The sequence below is a fragment of the Pseudomonas sp. 20-5 genome (genome assembly GCF_056782835.1).
On the sequence record NZ_CM165584.1, the window covers coordinates 1,627,496 to 1,644,431 of the forward strand.

The 16,936-nt window shown below is 68.9% G+C and carries 11 protein-coding genes; 3 read left to right on the top strand and 8 right to left on the bottom strand.

Going from position 1 to position 16,936, the window contains the following annotated elements:
* Positions 1-3 precede the first annotated feature (3 nt).
* The gene (locus AC1RB9_RS07590; protein WP_003103747.1) at positions 4-1,719 is read right to left on the bottom strand and encodes an MFS transporter; all 1,716 of its coding nucleotides are present in this window, start codon (positions 1,717-1,719) and stop codon (positions 4-6) included.
* 216 nt (positions 1,720-1,935) lie between these two features.
* On the opposite strand from AC1RB9_RS07590, the gene AC1RB9_RS07595 reads away from it, so the two are divergent.
* Positions 1,936-3,261, top strand: a complete 1,326-nt coding sequence (locus AC1RB9_RS07595; protein WP_003453529.1) for a phospholipase C/P1 nuclease family protein — start codon at positions 1,936-1,938, stop codon at positions 3,259-3,261.
* A 472-nt stretch (positions 3,262-3,733) separates the two neighbouring features.
* Here the strand turns inward: AC1RB9_RS07595 and AC1RB9_RS07600 are convergent, their stop codons facing one another.
* The 5 genes from AC1RB9_RS07600 to AC1RB9_RS07620 all read right to left on the bottom strand — a co-directional run bounded on the left by AC1RB9_RS07600 (position 3,734) and on the right by AC1RB9_RS07620 (position 11,669).
* Positions 3,734-3,964 (bottom strand): YheU family protein, encoded by a 231-nt coding sequence (locus tag AC1RB9_RS07600; RefSeq protein WP_003091959.1) that lies wholly within the window; start codon positions 3,962-3,964, stop codon positions 3,734-3,736.
* 51 nt (positions 3,965-4,015) lie between these two features.
* Positions 4,016-6,772 carry a hybrid sensor histidine kinase/response regulator gene (locus AC1RB9_RS07605; RefSeq protein WP_003453526.1) on the bottom strand — a complete coding sequence of 919 codons (2,757 nt, stop codon included), beginning with the start codon at positions 6,770-6,772 and terminating at the stop codon, positions 4,016-4,018.
* A gap of 136 nt (positions 6,773-6,908) precedes the next feature.
* Entirely contained in the window at positions 6,909-8,105 is a 1,197-nt protein-coding gene (locus tag AC1RB9_RS07610; protein WP_003091951.1) for an osmoprotectant NAGGN system M42 family peptidase, read from the bottom strand.
* Positions 8,102-9,859 (bottom strand): N-acetylglutaminylglutamine synthetase, encoded by a 1,758-nt coding sequence (gene ngg / locus AC1RB9_RS07615; protein WP_003111433.1) that lies wholly within the window; start codon positions 9,857-9,859, stop codon positions 8,102-8,104. Before ngg ends, AC1RB9_RS07610 begins: the two co-directional genes overlap by 4 nt.
* A gap of 40 nt (positions 9,860-9,899) precedes the next feature.
* Positions 9,900-11,669, bottom strand: a complete 1,770-nt coding sequence (locus tag AC1RB9_RS07620) for an N-acetylglutaminylglutamine amidotransferase (protein WP_003106635.1) — start codon at positions 11,667-11,669, stop codon at positions 9,900-9,902.
* A gap of 142 nt (positions 11,670-11,811) precedes the next feature.
* On the opposite strand from AC1RB9_RS07620, the gene AC1RB9_RS07625 reads away from it, so the two are divergent.
* Positions 11,812-12,285: a MarR family winged helix-turn-helix transcriptional regulator gene (locus AC1RB9_RS07625; RefSeq protein ID WP_003091943.1), complete on the top strand. Its 474-nt coding sequence runs from the start codon at positions 11,812-11,814 to the stop codon at positions 12,283-12,285.
* 154 nt (positions 12,286-12,439) lie between these two features.
* On the opposite strand, the gene AC1RB9_RS07630 is transcribed toward AC1RB9_RS07625, so the two are convergent.
* A complete protein-coding gene (locus AC1RB9_RS07630) occupies positions 12,440-13,192 on the bottom strand; it encodes a sulfite exporter TauE/SafE family protein (protein WP_003117537.1) in 753 nt (250 codons plus the stop codon).
* A gap of 100 nt (positions 13,193-13,292) precedes the next feature.
* On the bottom strand, positions 13,293-15,257 hold the full coding sequence (mnmC, locus tag AC1RB9_RS07635; RefSeq protein ID WP_003117538.1) for a bifunctional tRNA (5-methylaminomethyl-2-thiouridine)(34)-methyltransferase MnmC2/FAD-dependent 5-carboxymethylaminomethyl-2-thiouridine(34) oxidoreductase MnmC1: 1,965 nt from the start codon (positions 15,255-15,257) through the stop codon (positions 13,293-13,295).
* 143 nt (positions 15,258-15,400) lie between these two features.
* Here mnmC and pap point away from each other — a divergent pair, with 143 nt between their 5' ends.
* Complete coding sequence (gene pap, locus AC1RB9_RS07640; protein ID WP_003102298.1) at positions 15,401-16,891, top strand: polyphosphate:AMP phosphotransferase; 1,491 nt, start codon at positions 15,401-15,403, stop codon at positions 16,889-16,891.
* Positions 16,892-16,936: the final 45 nt, after the last annotated feature.

Below are 16,936 nucleotides of genomic sequence, written 5' to 3' on the forward strand. Positions count from 1 at the left end.
TTCTCAGCTCCCCGCCGTCGCGCCCGCCTCGTCGTTGGCCGGCGGCGTGGCGCTCTTCACCAGCGGCGTATCGTAGCTGCTGGCCTCGTAGCTCACGCAATGGCGGATCTGCGGCGGACCGTCGCCGGCATGCAGGGCGGTGACGTTGTCGATGACGATCTTGTCGGCCAGGGTCATGCGGTCGAGCATGCGCAGGTGCTGGATCCAGTTGTCCACCAGGAACAGTTCCTGCCAGACCTCCGGGTTGCTCACGTCGCGGAACAGCGACCAGCGCTCCGCGCCGTTGCGCAGGCGCAGGCGGCGCAGCGGCTGGGCGGCGCGAACGAAGTCGCGGGTGCGCTCGGCGGGAATCCGGTATTCGATGGAGACCAGCACCATGCCCCGCCGCGTGTTGAAGACGAAGCTCGGCTGCCCGGGCATGCTCGCCGGCGCGCGGGAAATACTGGCGGCGTCCATTTCCGGCAGGCGCGAGTTGTACAGGAGGATCACCGAGGCCAGCAGCAGGCAGCCGGCGGCCAGCAGCGCGCCGTGCACGGTCATGGTCTCGGCGAGATGGCCCCAGAGGAACGAACCCAGCGCCAGGCCACCGTACAGCGCGGTCTGGTACAGCGCCAGGGCGCGCGCCTTGATCCAGTCGGGGACGAGGATCTGCACCGCCGAGTTGTAGGTGGCGAGGGCGCCGATCCAGCAGCCGCCACCGAGGATCAGCACCGGGAACAGGACCCAGAGGTTGTCCACCAGGCCGAGGGTCAGCAGGATCAGCGCCAGGGTGAAGCCGGCCAGGCTGATCAGCCGGCTGCTGCCGATCCGCTGGCGCAGACGCGAGACCTGGGTGCTGCCGAGGATCGCGCCGAGGCCGAGGGCGCCGAGCATGTAGCCGTAGATCGCCGCGTCGCCGTCCGGGTTGCGGTGCGCCAGCAGCGGCAGCAGGGCCCAGACCGCGCTGGCGGAGAGGCCGAAGGCGAAGGAGCGCATCATCACCAGGCGGGTGACGGTTGAGTACTGGGTGAAGCGCAGCGCCGCGGTGACGCCTTCGAGGATGCCTTCCGGCGGCAGGCTGCGCTTGGGCACGTCGCGCCGCCACTGCCAGATCGCCCAGATCAGGGCCATGTAGCAGAAGCTGTTGAACAGGAACACCCAGGCCGGTCCCACCGCGCTCAGCAGCAGGCCGCCGAGGGCCGGGCCGGCGGCGCGGGCGACGTTGTAGTTGACGCTGTTGAGCAGCACCGCGTCGCTGACCATGCGCGCCGGCACCTGCTCGTTGACCGCCGCCTGCCAGGCCGGGATGGTCACCGAGCCGCCGAGGGAGATCCAGAGGATGGAGATGATCAGCAGCACCGGGTCGAGGTAGCCGAGGAAGGCCAGCAGGGTGGCGAACATCGCTCCGGTCATCTCGAAGCTGAGCCCCCAGAGCATGATCTTGCGCCGGTCGTGGTTGTCGGCGATGACCCCGGAGAGGATCGACAGCAGCACCAGCGGCAGTGCCGCGGCGACCTGGATCATCGCCACCATCAGCGGGCTGGCGTGGGCGTCGGTGACCACCCAGGCGGCGGCCACCGACTGGGCCCAGGTGCCGAGGTTGGCGAACAGGTTGCAGATCCAGATGATGCGGAAGGCCTGGATCGAGAACGGCGCCCAGGTGCCGGTGCGTTCTGGCTTGGCCGCTTGGCCTTCGGGTTTGAGGGGCAGGTCGTGCTTGGGCGAAACGGACTGGAGCATCAGATGGGTGCCTTGTATCAGCGTGCCTGATGTCGGGAAAGTCTAGCCGCCTGGCGCCTGGGCGCCATTGATGGCGGTCATGGGGCCGGCCCGGCGTGGATAGACATTGGTCCGATGGCGCTATCGGAGAGTTCCGATGTCCAGGCAGGACAGTGCCCTGGGTGTCCCGCATTGGTAGGCTTGCCGGCACCGAGTCGAGACAAGAGCGAAAAGCCGATGAAGTTGCTGTTGCGTTGCCTGCTGCTGGGGGCGTGGGTCGTCTCGCCGAGCCTGTGGGCCTGGTCCAACCATACGGTGGGCAGCTACCTGGCATTGCGCGAGCTGGCGGCCATCCGCGAGGCGCCGGAAGTCGAGGTGGAGTCGCTGGAGGCGTTCCTCGCCGCCGAGCGCGGCGGACTGGCCGCCCTGCTGGACGAGCAGGAAGCCTACGCCCGAGCGCATATCGGCAACTACCCGGCGCGTCCGGACGCCCTGCGCTTCGCTGCCGAGGGCGAGGCCGGCGACTTGCGTCAGGCGTTCCTCGCGGCGCTGCGGGTCAACCCGGAGATCCGCCTGGCGCTGGCGCTCCAGCCGCTTCCCGGGCAGGACCAGCCGCAGCGCCCGCACCTCAAGCCACAGGAGGTGCTGGTGTTCCAGAACCTCTCGCCGTGGACCGCTTGGCGTTTCATCCGCCTGGAGCCCGGCGAGCGAGTCGCGCCCCTGGCAGTGCTGGCCACCGCCGCCGACGAACCGGACTACGGCCACGACATCAACCTGTTCAGCGACAACCCCGGCGAAGCCGGCCAGCGCTACGGCTTCGGCACCCAGCCATTCGGCGACCCGCGCTTCGAGTTCAGCTCCCAGGCGCCGTTCCACATGGGCTTCTATCACGAGGCGGCGGTGATCTACAGCGGCGCGCCGTTCCTCGCCCGGGCCTGGCCGGAATGGCGTGCCTACCAGTACTTCGGCCTGTCCCGCTTCGCCTTCGCCAACGGTCATCCCTACTGGGGCTACCGGTTCCTTGGCTGGGGCATGCACTACATCCAGGACATCACCCAGCCCTACCACTCCACGCCGCTGCCCGGTGCCAGCCTGGCGGCGATGCTACAGATGGAGGGCAAGGCATTGCTCGGCTACCCGGAGGAAAAACAGGCGGCCATCGAGCGTGTCGCGAACCGCCATACCGCGGTGGAGAAATACCAGTTCGACTGGCTGCGCCAACTGCTCCGCGACGGCCGCCCGCAGCCGATGCTCGACGCCTACGCCGACACCCGCCGCGACGGTGCCTATCCGGCCTATTCGCCGACCTACTTGCGCGAGGTGGTGGCCGCCGAGTCGAACGCCCACGCCGCGGCCTTCGACGCCGCCATCGGCGAATGGCTGGCCGCCCGCCCGGCCTCCGCCGCGCAGGACTTCAGCGAGAGCAACCAGCCACGCCCCGAGGCCCACGACAATGCGGGGCTGAACGCGCAACTGATCGAACTGATCGGGCATTTCGGCGCGCATAGCCGGAACATCGCCAGGGCGGCGTTGGAGACGGAGGAGGGTGGGGCGAAGGAGTGAGGGGGCGGCGGATAAGCGGCGGATAACCGCGAGCGGTTATTCGCCCTACGGAGCGGGGGCACTGTCCGGCGTTTCCGGGGCGTGTAGGGCGGATAACGCCATGGGCGTTATCCGCCGATGTCGCGGATGAGCGGCGGATGACCGCGAGCGGTTATTCGCCCTACGGAGCAGGGGCGCTGTCCGGCTTTTTCGGGGTGTGTAGGGCGAATAACGCCATGGGCGTTATCCGCCGATGTCGCGGATGAGCGGCGGATGACCGCGAGCGGTTATTCGCCCTACGGAGCGGGGACGCTGTCCGGCGTTTCCGGGGTGTGCAGGGCGAATAACGCCATGGGCGTTATCCGCCGATGTCGCGGATGAGCGGCGGATGACCGCGAGCGGCTATTCGCCCTGCGGAGCAGGGGCGCTGTCCGGCGTTTCCGGGGTGTGCAGGGCGGCGAACCCGCCCCGCCAGGCGGGGCGATGCCGAGACTCAGTCGCGCAACAGCTCCGCAGGCACCTCGCTGCGCAACATCAACTGGCACTGCTGGCTCTCCGGGTCGAACAGGATCACCGCCTCGCCCCGCCGCAAGGCATGCCGGGCGCGTTCTACACGCACGTCCAGCGGGGTCTCGTCGCCATTGTCGGTGCCTTCGCGGGTGACGAAGTCTTCCAGCAGGTTGTTCAGGGTGTCGGCTTCGAGCAGGTCGTGGGGGATCAGCATTGGCGGTACTCCGGGATGGCGGCGAATGCTAGCGCGACGCATCGCGCACTGTCATGCCTGTCGCGAAGGCTGGCCGAGCAGGCGTTCGAGGGTGGCATAGAGTTCCGCCCGGTCCACCGGCTTGCCGAGGTAGGCGTCCATGCCAGCCTCGATTCCGGCCCGGCGGTGTTCGTCGAGGATGTGCGCGGTCAGGGCGACGATCGGTACGCGTGGCCAGCCCTGGGCACGCTCCTCCCGGCGGATCAGGCGGGTCGCCTCGAAGCCGTCCATTTCCGGCATCTCGCCATCCATCAGGATCAACTGGATGCCGTTCGGATCGCGCAGGTACTCGTCCAGCGCGAGCCGTCCGTTGCCGGCCAGGCGCACCGCGTAGCCGCGCTTGGCGAGGAAGCCGCGCACCACCAGCTGGTTCACCGGGTTGTCCTCGGCGACCAGGATGCATGGGGCGTCCAGGCGTTCGTCCGGGGCCGCCTCGCTGCTCCGCCCTGGCTGTCGGCGCCGCTCCCGGTACAGTTCCAGCAGGGCTTCGCGCAGGGCCTTCACCGCCACCGGCTGGGCCAGGGCCAGCAGGCGCAGGCCTTCGTGCGGCGGCAGGTCCTGGCAGTGCTGCGGCGGGCATAGCAGGAGGATGCGCTGGCCTTGCTCCAGTTGCGCATAGAGGGTGTCCAGCCAGATCGACGGCGGCCCCGGCCAGGGCGCCGCCAGGACCAGCAGGGGCGGTGCGCTGAAGTCCTCCAGGTAGGCGTTCAGCCGTCTCGGCTGCAGGCAGCGTTCGACCCGCAGTCCCCAACGCTCCAGCAATGCCTGCAGGCAGTCCAGGGTCAGGTTGTCCTCGCTGGCCAGCAGGGCCGGGCGGTGTTGCAGCAGTTGCGCCAGTTCGTCCGCTTCGCCGGCGTCGAGGGCGGGGCTGAGCGGCAGGTCGACGCTGAACCGGGTGCCCTTGCCCGGCTCGCTGCTCACCTCGATGCGCCCGCCCATCATCTGCACCAGCTCGCGGCTGATCGCCAGGCCCAGGCCGCTGCCGCCGTAGCGGCGGGTGGTGCTGGAGTCGGCCTGGGAGAAGGATTCGAACAGGGTCTTCTGCGCCTGGGCGGATATCCCGATGCCGCTGTCGCTGACGCTGTACAGCAGGCGCTCGCGTCCGCCCTCGTCGAAGCGCCGCTGCACGCGCACGGCGACATGGCCTTCGGCGGTGAACTTGAGGGCATTGCTGAGCAGGTTCATCAGTACCTGGCGTAACCGCGTCGGGTCGCCGTTGAGGCGGCGCGGCACGCCCCTGTCCAGGCCGAGATGCAGGCGCAGGCGTTTTTCCACGGCCTGGGCGCTGAACAGCGCCAGGGTGTCGGAGAGCAGCTCCTCAAGGTCGAAGTCGATGCGCTCCAGGTGCAGCTTGCCGGACTCGATGCGAGCGTAGTCGAGGATATCGTTGATCACCGACATCAGCGCGCTGCCGGAGCTGGCGATGGTCTCCACGTAGGCCGCCTGGCCGCGGTCCAGCGGGGTGTCGCGGAGCAGTTGCAGCATGCCCAGCACGCCGTTCAGCGGGGTGCGAATCTCATGGCTCATCTTCGCCAGGAAGCGGCTCTTCGCCTCGTTCTCCACCCGCGCCTGCTCGGCCGCCTGGCGCGAGCGGAAGCCTTCCTCCTTGAGCGCATTGATGCGGTCGGCGAGGCCGATGGACAGGGTCACCAGTTCCACGGTCATGCCGATCTTGACCACGCTGCTGCCGAACAGGCCGAACAGTTCGAAGCCCAGCGAGGCGGCGGTGGTGACCAGGAACGACAGCAGCAGCGCGCCCCAGGCCAGGATGTAGTAGAGGCCGTAGCGCAGGCCCTGGCGCCAGACGTGGACGCCGGCCAGCAGCAGGCTGAGGGATACCAGCATCACCGTCAGGCTGGCGAGGACGTTCCAGGCGCGCAGCCCCACCAGCGGCTCGCTGGCCAACAGGACCACGCAGGCCAGCAGCAGGCCGCGGAGGAAGCGGTCGAGGCGCGGGAAGTCGCGGCGGGTGTAGAGGTAGCCGCGGCTGAACTGGATCGACACCAGGCAGCTCAGGTACATCAGCAGGTAGATGCCGGCCGACTCCAGCGCCACGTGTCCGGGCAGCAACTTGAACAGCAGGCCGTCGAAGCTGGCGGAAAACAGGCCGAGGCTGAGGTTGTACAGCAGGTACCAGGCATAGGTGGCCTCGCGTAGCGAGACGAAGAGGAACAGGTTGTAGCAGAACAACCCGAACAGCACACCGTAGAAGGCCCCGTTGAAGCCCATCAGGGTTTCCTGGCTGGCCGCGCTGGCCGCGTAGGTGCTGAAGTACAGCGGCACGTAGACGGTGCTGGTGCTCTGCACGCGCAGCAGCAGGGTGCTCTCGCCGGGCGGCAGTCGCAGCGGGAACCAGAAGTTGCGCACTTGCACCGGGCGCTGGGAGAAGGCGAACAGGTCGCCGCTCTCCTGCTGTTCGATGCGCCCATCGGCGGTCAGCAGGTAGACCTTGAGGTCGTCCAGCAGCGGGTAGTTGATCTCCAGGAAACCGGCCAGGTCGGTGCCGTTGCGGTTGTCCAGGCGCACCCTGAACCACCAGGCTGCGGCGTTCTTGCCGAAGTTCGCGTGGTCGCCGCGCAGGGCGGCGAAGGCCTGCGCCGGCAAGGCGAGGATGTCGCCCAGGCGCGCCTTGCCGCCGGCGTCGCGGTAGTACTCGGCGTATGCGCCCAGGGACAGGCGCAGGTCCTCTCCGTCCAGCGGCGCGGGCGGCTGCGCCTGGGCCGGCAGCGCGCAGCAGAGCAACAGCAGGACCAGGCAGAGTCGAGACATGCAACTACTCCATGGACACGAGTCGGCACGCATGATGCTACGGAGGAAACGAGACAGGCGAGGGAACCTGCCATCAGCCTAGCAGTTGGCTGGAGAGGAGGGCGGCCTCCCCGGGGGCGGGGAGGCCGGCGCGGGTTCAGTCCTTGTCGCTGTTGTTGCTGCTGTCGAGCACTTCGTCCACCGGCGGGACGTGGGTGCAGCTTTCCATGTGCACCGGATGCTCGAGCTGCTTGTTGAAGCGTTCCAGCGAGGTTTCCCGGGGCTTGGCGTCGCTGGCGAAGACCGGCGGGCTGAGGATGTAGGCGGTGAGCAGCCGGCTCAGCGCGGCGAGACTGTCGATGTGCGTGCGCTCGTAGCCGTGGGTGGCGTCGCAGCCGAACGCCAGCAGCGCGGCGCGGGTGTCGTGGCCGGCGGCGATCGCCGACTGCGCGTCGCTGTGGTAGTAGCGGAACAGGTCGCGGCGCAGGGCGATGTCGTGGCGCTCGCCGAGCCGCAGCAGGTGCCGCGACAGATGGAAGTCGTAGGGCCCGCCGGAGTCCTGCATGGCCACGCTGACGCTGTGCTCGTTGGAATTCTGGCCTTCGGCCACCGGGGCGATGTCGATGCCGACGAACTCGCTGACGTCCCAGGGCAGGGCGCCGGCGGCGCCGGAGCCGACTTCCTCGGTGATGGTGAACAGCGGGTGGCAGTCGATCGGCGGCTCCTGGCCGCTTTCCTTGACCGCCTTCAGCGCCGCCAGCAGCGCCGCGACCCCGGCCTTGTCGTCCAGGTGGCGGGCGCTGATATGGCCGCTCTCGGTGAACTCCGGCAGCGGATCGAAGGCCACGTAGTCACCCACCGAGATGCCCAGGCTCTCGCTGTCGGCGCGACTGGCGGTATAAGCGTCGAGACGCAGCTCGATGTTGTCCCAACTGATCTTCAGGTTGTCCACCTCGGTATTGAAGGCGTGGCCCGAAGCCAGCAGCGGCAGCACGCTGCCACGGAACACGCCCTGTTCGGTGAACACCGTGACCCGGCTACCCTCGGCGAAGCGGCTCGACCAGCAGCCTACCGGGGCCAGGCCGAGGCGGCCGTTGGGCTTGATCTCGCGGACCAGCGCGCCGATCGTGTCGAGGTGCGCGGAAACCGCCCGGTCGGGGGTATTCAGGCGGCCCTGGAGGGTCGCCCGGATGGTTCCCCGGCGAGTCATCTCGAAGGGCACGCCAAGTTCGTCGAGCTGCTCGGCGACATAGCGCACGATGGTATCGGTGAAGCCGGTGGGGCTGGGGATGGCGAGCATCTCCAGCAGCACCCGTTGCAGGTAGTTGAGGTCCGGTTGTGGCAGAGGGGTCATGAAGGCACCTCGCGGCTGAGGGGGAAGAGAAGATCGACGAAGCGTTCGGCGGTCGGCTGCGGCTCGTGGTTGGCCAGGCCGGCGCGCTCGTTGGCTTCGATGATCACGTAGTCGGGCTGGTCGGCGGCCTCGACCAGGAAGTCCAGGCCCACCACCGGTATTTCCAGGGCCCGCGCGGCCTGGATCGCGGCCTCGCGGAGGGCCGGATGGAGGGCGTCGGTGACGTCCTCGAGGATGCCGCCGGTGTGCAGGTTGGCGGTGCGCCGCACGGCCAGGTGTTCGCCGCTGGGCAACACGTCGTCGTAGCCATAGCCGGCGGCCCGCAGGGTGCGCTCGGTCTCGTGGTCGAGCGGGATGCGGCTTTCCCCGCCGGTGGCGGCCTGGCGCCGGCGGCTCTGCGCCTCGATCAGCTCGCGGATGCTGTGCCGGCCGTCGCCGATCACCGCGGCGGGACGACGGATGGCGGCGGCCACCACCTCGTAGCCAATCACCAGCACGCGCAGGTCGTGGCCGGCGTGGTAGCTCTCCAGCAGCACGCGCGAATCGAAATGGCGGGCGGCCTCGATGGCCTCCTCGACCTCTTCCGCGGTGCGCAGGTCCACCGCCACGCCCTGGCCCTGCTCGCCGTCCACCGGCTTGACCACCAGCGAACCGTGCTCGGCGAGGAACGCGGCGTTTTCCTCCGCGCTGCCGGCCAGGCGCTGCTGTGGCTGGCGCAGGCCGGCGTGCTGCAGGGCGCGGTGGGTGAGGACCTTGTCCTGGCAGAGGGTCATGCTTACCGCCGTGGTCAGGTCGGAGAGCGATTCACGGCAGCGGATCTGCCGGCCGCCCTGGGTCAGGGTGAACAGGCCGCCCTCGGCGTCGTCGACGCGCACCTCGATGCCGCGCCGGTGGGCTTCGTCGACGATGATCCGGGCGTAGGGGTTGAGGTCTTCCTCCGGGCCGGGGCCGAGGAACAGCGACTGGTTGATGCCGTTCTTGCGCTTGATGGTGAAGGTCGCCAGTTCGCGGAAGCCGAGCTTGCGGTAGAGCGCCTTGGCCTGCTGGTTGTTGTGCAGCACCGAGAGGTCGAGGTAAGCCAGTTCGCGGCTCATGAAGTGCTCGACCAGGTGCCGTACCAGCGCCTCGCCGACGCCCGGCCGGCTGCATTGCGGGTCCACCGCCAGGCACCAGAGGCTGGAGCCGCCCTCCGGATCCTGGAACGCCTTGGCGTGGTTGAGGCCCATCACCGTGCCTACCGCGACGCCAGTGTCGGCGTCCTCGGCCAGCCAGTAGATCGGCCCGCCCTGGTGTCGCGGGCTGAGGCGCTCGGTCTGCACCGGAAGCATGCCGCGCGCCAGGTACAGGCGGTTGATCGCCGCCCAGTCCTCCTCGGTATGCACCCGGCGGATGCGGAAACCGCGTGGCGGACGGCGCGCCGGGCGGTAGTCGGTGAACCACAGGCGCAGGGTATCCGAGGGATCGAGGAAGAGCTGCTGCGGGGCGTGGGCCAGGACCTGCTGCGGCGCCGCCACGTAGAGCGCGATGTCGCGTTCGCCGGGGGCTTCCTGCAACAGGTCGCGGGCCAGTTCCTCGGCGTCCGGGTAGGTCTGCCCGATCAGCAGGCGGCCCCAGCCGCAGTGGATGCTCAGCGGTTTCTCGGTGGGCTCGCTGTGATCTTCGGCGAGACGCGCCTGGAGGCGTTCGTAGGTGGGCGCCTGGATACGTTGCAGGCGCTGGTTGTGCGGGTGAGGCAGATGCAAGTGGCCTTTCATGATCGCTCCTGGTTCGGGCCCCTGCGTTGGGGGCCCATTTTCAAAGTCCCTGTTCGCTGAGCCAGAGGTTGAGGGCGGCCAGCTGCCACAGCTTGGAGCCGCGCAGCGGTGTGAGGTCGCCGTCCGGATCGCTCAGCAGGCGATCGAATATCGCCGGCTGGAACAGGCCGCGGTCCTGGCTCGGGTCCAGCAGCAGTTCGCGTACCCATTCGCGGGTGCGGCCCTGCAAGTGCTTGAGGCCGGGCACCGGGAAGTAGCCCTTGGGCCGGTCGATGACTTCGCTGGGAATCACCTTGCGCGCGGCACCCTTGAGCACCTGCTTGCCGCCGTCGCCGAGCTTGAAGCGGGCGGGAATGCGCGCCGACAGCTCGGCCAGGCGGTAGTCGAGGAACGGCACGCGGGCTTCCAGGCCCCAGGCCATGGTCATGTTGTCGACCCGCTTGACCGGGTCGTCGACCAGCATGATCGTGCTATCCAGGCGCAGCGCCTTGTCCACCGCGGCCTCGGCGCCGGGGCTGGCGAAGTGGTCGCGGACGAAGCGCCCGGCGACGTCCTCGACGCGGAAGCGCTCGCCGACGGTGGCCAGGTATTCCTCGTGGTCGCGGTCGAAGAACGCCGCGCGGTACGCGGCGAAGGCGTCGTCGGCGCCATCCACCTTCGGATACCAGTGGTAGCCGGCGAACAGCTCGTCGGCGCCCTGGCCGCTCTGCACCACCTTGCAGTGCTTCGAGACTTCCCGCGCGAGCAAGTAGAAGGCGATGCAGTCGTGGCTGACCATCGGCTCGCTCATGGCGCGGAAGGCCGCCGGCAACTGCTCGATCACTTCGTGCTCGCCGATGCGCAGGCGATGGTGGCGGGTGTGATAGCGCTCGGCGATCAGGTCGGAATACTGGAACTCGTCGCCGCGCTCGCCGCCGGCATCCTCGAAGCCGATGGAGAAGGTCAGCAGGTTGTCCACCCCGGCTTCGTGCAGCAGGCCCACCAGCAGGCTCGAATCGACCCCGCCGGAGAGCAGCACGCCGACCTCGCGGGCGGCGCGCTGGCGGATCGCCACCGCTTCGCGGAGGCCGTCGAGGACGCGCTCCTGCCAGTCGTCGAGCGTCAGCTCGCGCTCGTCCGGGCGTGGGCCGTAGTCCAGCGTCCACCAGGTGCGCTGCTCGCAGCTGCCGTCGAGGTCGACGCTCATCCAGGTCGCCGGCGGCAGCTTCTTCACGCCCTCCAGCAAGGTGTGCGGGGCGGGAACCACGGCGTGGAAGTTGAGGTAGAAATTCAGCGCCTGCGGATCGAGGTCGCTGGCGATGTCGCCGCCCTTGAGCAGGGCCGGCAGGCTCGAGGCGAAGCGTAGGCGCGAGCGGTCGAGGCTGTAGTAGAGCGGCTTGATGCCGAGTCGGTCACGGGCCAGGAACAGCCGCTGGCGATCGCGCTCCCAGACGGCGAAGGCGAACATCCCATTGAGCCGGGGCAATAAATCGGCGCCCCAGGCATGGTACCCCTTCAAGAGAACTTCGGTGTCGCCGCCGGAGAAGAACCGATAGCCAAGGCTTTCCAGTTCGCCACGCAGTTCGGGGTAGTTGTAGATGGCGCCATTGAACACCATGGCCAGGCCGAGATCGGGATCGATCATCGGTTGGCCGGAAGCTTCCGCCAGGTCCATGATCTTCAGCCGTCGATGTCCGAGGGCGATCGGACCCTGGGCGTGGAAGCCCCAGGCGTCGGGGCCGCGAGGGGCCAGGTGGTGGGTGATGCGTTCGACCGCTGCGAGGTCGGCTGCCTGGTTGTCGAAACGAAACTCTCCTGATATGCCGCACATATTCCTTACCGGTTCTCCGTTGGGGAAGTGGGTTGCGTACCCCTTCCGGGTACATGACTTACCTAACAGAGGACCGTTACAGTTGGAAGGAGTTCTATACGAATTTTCCGGGCCTATCAGGACCCTTAACGAAGAATTTATTATGGTTGAAAGTAATAAGACCGCTGCCGATACCTATTCGCTCGCTATTTTCCGCGCCATCCGCCGTCTCCAGCAGGCCGCCGAAATCCACTCCAAGCGTCTCAGCCGATACGGTGGCCTGACCCCGCTGCAATTGCTGATCCTGCATGTCCTGGCGGTGGAGGGAGAACTGACCGCGACGCAACTGGCCAAGCTGGTCAGCCTGTCCCAGGCATCGCTCTCCGGCGTGCTCGACCGCCTCGAAGGACGCGGCCTGCTCTATCGTCGGCGCGACGAACAGGACCGGCGCAAGTCCTGGCTGCACCTCGACCCGGCCGGCCACGAAGCCCTGGCGGAGGCGCCGCCGCTATTGCCGGAGTACGTGATCGAGCGCTTCGCCGCGTTGCCCGAGTGGGAGCGCCACGGCCTGCTGGCCGCGCTGCTGCGCGCGGCCGACCTGTTCGGCTTGCCGGAAGAGGACGTCGAAGAAGAGTGAGGGCGCCAGGTTCGCTACGAAAGACAGTCGCGTCGGCGGTCTTTACCTGGCGAACCTGCCGATGCCTGGTGGACAAGCGCGTTGTACGCCATGGCGTGACCTTCGCGTAGGGCGCATAACGCCGCTTCCCCGGTGCCCCGGCCGCCGAGGAAAGCTACCCGCCGTAGAGCTTCTGCGCCGCCAGGGAGAAGCTCACCGCCACCAGCATCAGCGCGAACAGGCGTTGCAGGGTCGGGCCGCCGAGGCGCTGCGCCAGCAGGTTGCCGCCGAGCACGCCGACCGCGCCGCCGGCGGCGAGGCCGCCGAGCAGCGGCAGCGGCGGGTGGGCGCCGGTCAGGTAGATCAGGAAGCCGCCGCCGGAGACCAGCGCGATCACCGCCATCGAGGTGGCGGTGGCGGCCATCATCGACAGCGGGGTGAACCAGAGTAGCCCCGGCACCACCAGGAAGCCGCCGCCCACGCCCATCAATCCCGACAGCAAGCCGACCGCCAGGCCGATGCCGAGCAGCGGCAGGCTCCGTGCCTGGTCGCTGGCCTCGCGTTTCATCCCGGCGCCGCGCCACATGCGCCAGGCCGACCAGAGCACCAGCAGGCAGAAGGCGACGATCAGCACGCCTTCCGGGACGAAGCGGCCGAGCCATTGGCCGACGGCGTTGCTCGGCAGGCCGGCCAGCGCCAGGACCAGCACCGGCCGCCAGGCCACCTGGCCCTGGCGCGCGCGCGGAATGGCGCCAATCAGCGCCGACAGGGCGACCGCGCCGAGGCTCACGCCGATGGCGTCGCGCAGCGGCAGGTGCAGGCTGAGCAGCAGGGGCAGGGCGACCAGCGAGCCGCCGGCGCCGGTGAGGCCGAGCAGCAGGCCGAGAACGGCGCCGATGCCCAGGGATTCGAAGAGCAGTACATCCATCGTCGATCAACTATTTCCGCGGGTGAGCCAGCCGGTGGTCCGGTATGGCCTGCGCGTGCGGCAGGCCCGAAGGGTAGCGCAAATCGGTGCGCCCGGGGCTTCAGCCGCGCTGCCCGCGCACCAGGTCGCGCAGCAGGAAGCGGTTCGGGTGGCAGGCCTCGGCCACCGCGCGCGGCAGCGGCAGCGGCTCGCCGCAGATCCACGCCGCCAGCAGTTCGCCGGACAGCGGCGCGCTGATCAGCCCGCGCGAGCCGTGGCCGCTGTTCAGGTACAGGCCTGGCAGCCAGGGGCAGGCACGCTCCGGCACCTGGCGGGCGTCGCGGGCGAGCACCGCGTAGACCTCGTCGAAGGCCGCGCGCTCGGCCAGCGGGCCTACCAGGGGCAGGTAGTCGGGGCTGGTGCAGCGGAATGCCGCGCGGCCTTCCAGGCGCTCCAGCGGCAGGTCGTCGGCGCCCAGGCGCTGCAACAGATCGGGGGATATTTCCCGCAGCAGTTCGAGGTTGCCCTGGTGTTCGGCGAGGGTCGGCGCCAGGTCTTCGCTCTTGAAGTCGAAGCTGGCGCCGAGGGTGTGTTCGTCGCCACGCGGCGGTGCGACGTAGCCCTCGGCGCAGACCACGGTGCGCAGCGCCCGGCTTTGCGGGGTGGCCGGCAGGCGGGTGACCTGCCCGCGAATGCGCTTCAGCGGCAGCTCGGCGGCGGGCGGGAAGTCGCGGATGTCGGCGGCGGTGGCGAGGATCGCGAGTGGCGCGCGGGCCAGGCATTCGTCGCCGGCGTAGGCGCACCAGTCGTCGCCCTCGCGGCGCAAGCGTACTGCCCGGCCGCTCAGCAGGGTGATCCCGGGGGTGGCGGCCAGGGCCTGGCACAGCGCGGGCGGATGGACCCAGCCGGCTTCGGGATAGAACAGGCCGCCGGCGGGCAGGGCGACGCCGGCGAGGCGCTCGGCCTGCTCGCGCTCCAGGCCGTGCAGCAGGTCGGCGGGGAAGGCTGCGGCCAGTTGCGCCTGGCGTTGCGCTTCCTTGGCGTCGAAGGCCAGTTGCAGTACGCCGCAGGCGTCCCAGTCGTGGCCGCGCCGCAGGCGTTCGAGCAGCCGGCGGGTATGGCCGAAGCCGCTGAGCACCAGGCGCGACAGCGGCGTGCCGTGGGCCGAGAGTTTCAGGTAGAGCACGCCCTGGGGGTTGCCCGAGGCTTCCCGGGCGAGGCCGGGATGGCGTTCGATCAGGGTCACCTGCCAGCCGCGCGCGGCGAGGCTGGCGGCGCTGGCGCAGCCGGCCAGGCCGCCGCCGACCACCAGTGCCGCGCGGCGCCCGGCGTGGGGCGCGGGGCGTGCGTACCAGGGCTTGCCGGCGTTCGCCGGCGGCCCCTGGTAGGTGCCGCTGAGCATCTCGCGCTTCTGTCCGTAGCCCGGTACCCGTTGCATGGCGAAACCGGCCTCGACCAGCCCGCGGCGGACGAAACCGGCGCTGGTGAAGGTGCCCAGGGTCGCCTGCGGCGCCGACAGTCGCGCCAGTTCGGCGAACAGTACGGGCGACCACATGTCCGGGTTCTTCGCCGGGGCGAAGCCATCGAGGAACCAGGCGTCGACCCGCGCGTCGAGCTGCGGCAGGCACTCCAGGGCATCGCCCAGCAGCAGGGTCAGGCCGACCCTTCCACCCGCGAACGCCAGGCGCTGGAAGCCCGGGTGCACGGCAAGGTACTGGCCCAGCAGGGCCTCGCTCCAGGGCGCCAGTTCCGGCCATAGCGCCAGGGCGCGGCGCAGGTCGGCGGCGGCGAGGGGGAATTTCTCCACGCTGACGAACTCCAGGCGCGCGCCGGCCGGCGCGACCCGCTCGAACAGCTGCCAGGCGCAGAGGAAGTTCAGTCCGGTGCCGAAGCCGGTCTCGCCGATGCACAGCACCTCGCCGTCGCCCAGCGCGGCGAAGCGCTCGGCCAGGCGGTTGGTGGCGAGGAACACATGGCGCGTCTCGTTGAGCCCGGAATGCCGGGAAAAATATACGTCGCCGAAGGCGCGGGATAGCGGCTGGCCGTTTTCGTCCCAGTCGAGCTGGGCATGCTGGAAGTCGGACATGGCAGAACCTGAAAAAGCGGATGGCGCATTTTACGGGGCTTTGCCGGCCAGCGGCGAGGCGCTGCGCGAACATGCCGCGGCGCCGCGCAGACAGCCGCACGCCGATCCGCTACCTTGAAGGACTCAGGTTAAGGGAGACCTCCATGTTCGAATCCGCGGAAGTTGGCCACAGCATCGACAAGGACACCTACGAGAAGGCCGTCATCGAGTTGCGCGAAGCGCTGCTCGAGGCGCAGTTCGAGCTCAAGCAGCAGGCGCGCTTCCCGGTGATCATCCTGATCAACGGCATCGAGGGCGCCGGCAAGGGGGAGACGGTCAAGCTCCTCAACGAGTGGATGGACCCGCGCCTGATCGAAGTGCAGAGCTTCCTCCGTCCCTCCGACGAGGAACTGGAGCGGCCGCCGCAGTGGCGCTTCTGGCGGCGCCTGCCGCCCAAGGGGCGGACCGGTATCTTCTTCGGCAACTGGTACAGCCAGATGCTCTACGCGCGGGTCGAGGGGCATATCAAGGAGGCCAAGCTGGATCAGGCCATCGATGCCGCCGAACGCTTCGAGCGCATGCTCTGCGACGAAGGCGCGCTGCTCTTCAAGTTCTGGTTCCACCTCTCCAAGAAACAGCTCAAGGAACGCCTCAAGGCGCTGGAAAAGGACCCGCAGCACAGCTGGAAGCTCAGTCCGCTGGACTGGAAGCAGAGCGAGGTCTACGACCGCTTCGTGCATTACGGCGAGCGCGTGCTGCGCCGCACCAGCCGGGACTACGCGCCCTGGTACGTGGTGGAAGGCGTGGACGAGCGCTACCGCGCCCTGACCGTCGGTCGCATCCTCCTCGAAGGGTTGCAGGCCGCGCTGGCCACCAAGGAGCGCGCCAAGCGCCAGCCGCACGCCGCGCCGCTGGTGTCGAGCCTGGACAACCGCGGCCTGCTGGACTCCCTGGACCTGGGCCAGTACCTGGACAAGGACGCCTACAAGGAGCAGCTCGCCGCCGAGCAGGCCCGCCTGGCCGGGCTGATCCGCGACAAGCGCTTCCGCCAGCATTCGCTGGTCGCGGTGTTCGAGGGCAACGACGCGGCCGGCAAGGGCGGCGCCATCCGCCGTGTCACCGACGCGCTGGACCCGCGCCAGTACCATATCGTGCCGATCGCCGCGCCGACCGAAGAGGAGCGTGCGCAGCCCTATCTCTGGCGCTTCTGGCGGCACATTCCGGCGCGTCGCCAGTTCACCATCTTCGACCGTTCCTGGTACGGCCGCGTGCTGGTGGAGCGCATCGAGGGCTTCTGCGCACCGGCCGACTGGCTACGCGCCTATGGCGAGATCAATGACTTCGAGGAGCAGCTCAGCGAGTACGGGATCATCGTGGTGAAGTTCTGGCTGGCGATCGACAAGCAGACCCAGATGGAGCGCTTCAAGGAGCGCGAGAAAACCCCCTACAAGCGCTACAAGATCACCGAGGAAGACTGGCGCAACCGCGACAAGTGGGACCAGTACGTGGACGCGGTGGGCGATATGGTCGACCGTACCAGCACCGAGATCGCGCCCTGGACCCTGGTCGAAGCCAACGACAAGCGCTTCGCCCGGGTCAAGGTGCTGCGCACCATCAACGACGCCATCGAAGCGGCGTACAAGAAGGACAAGTGAGGCCCGCCGGAATGCGGCGCCGTCCTCTCCAGGGGATGGCGACGC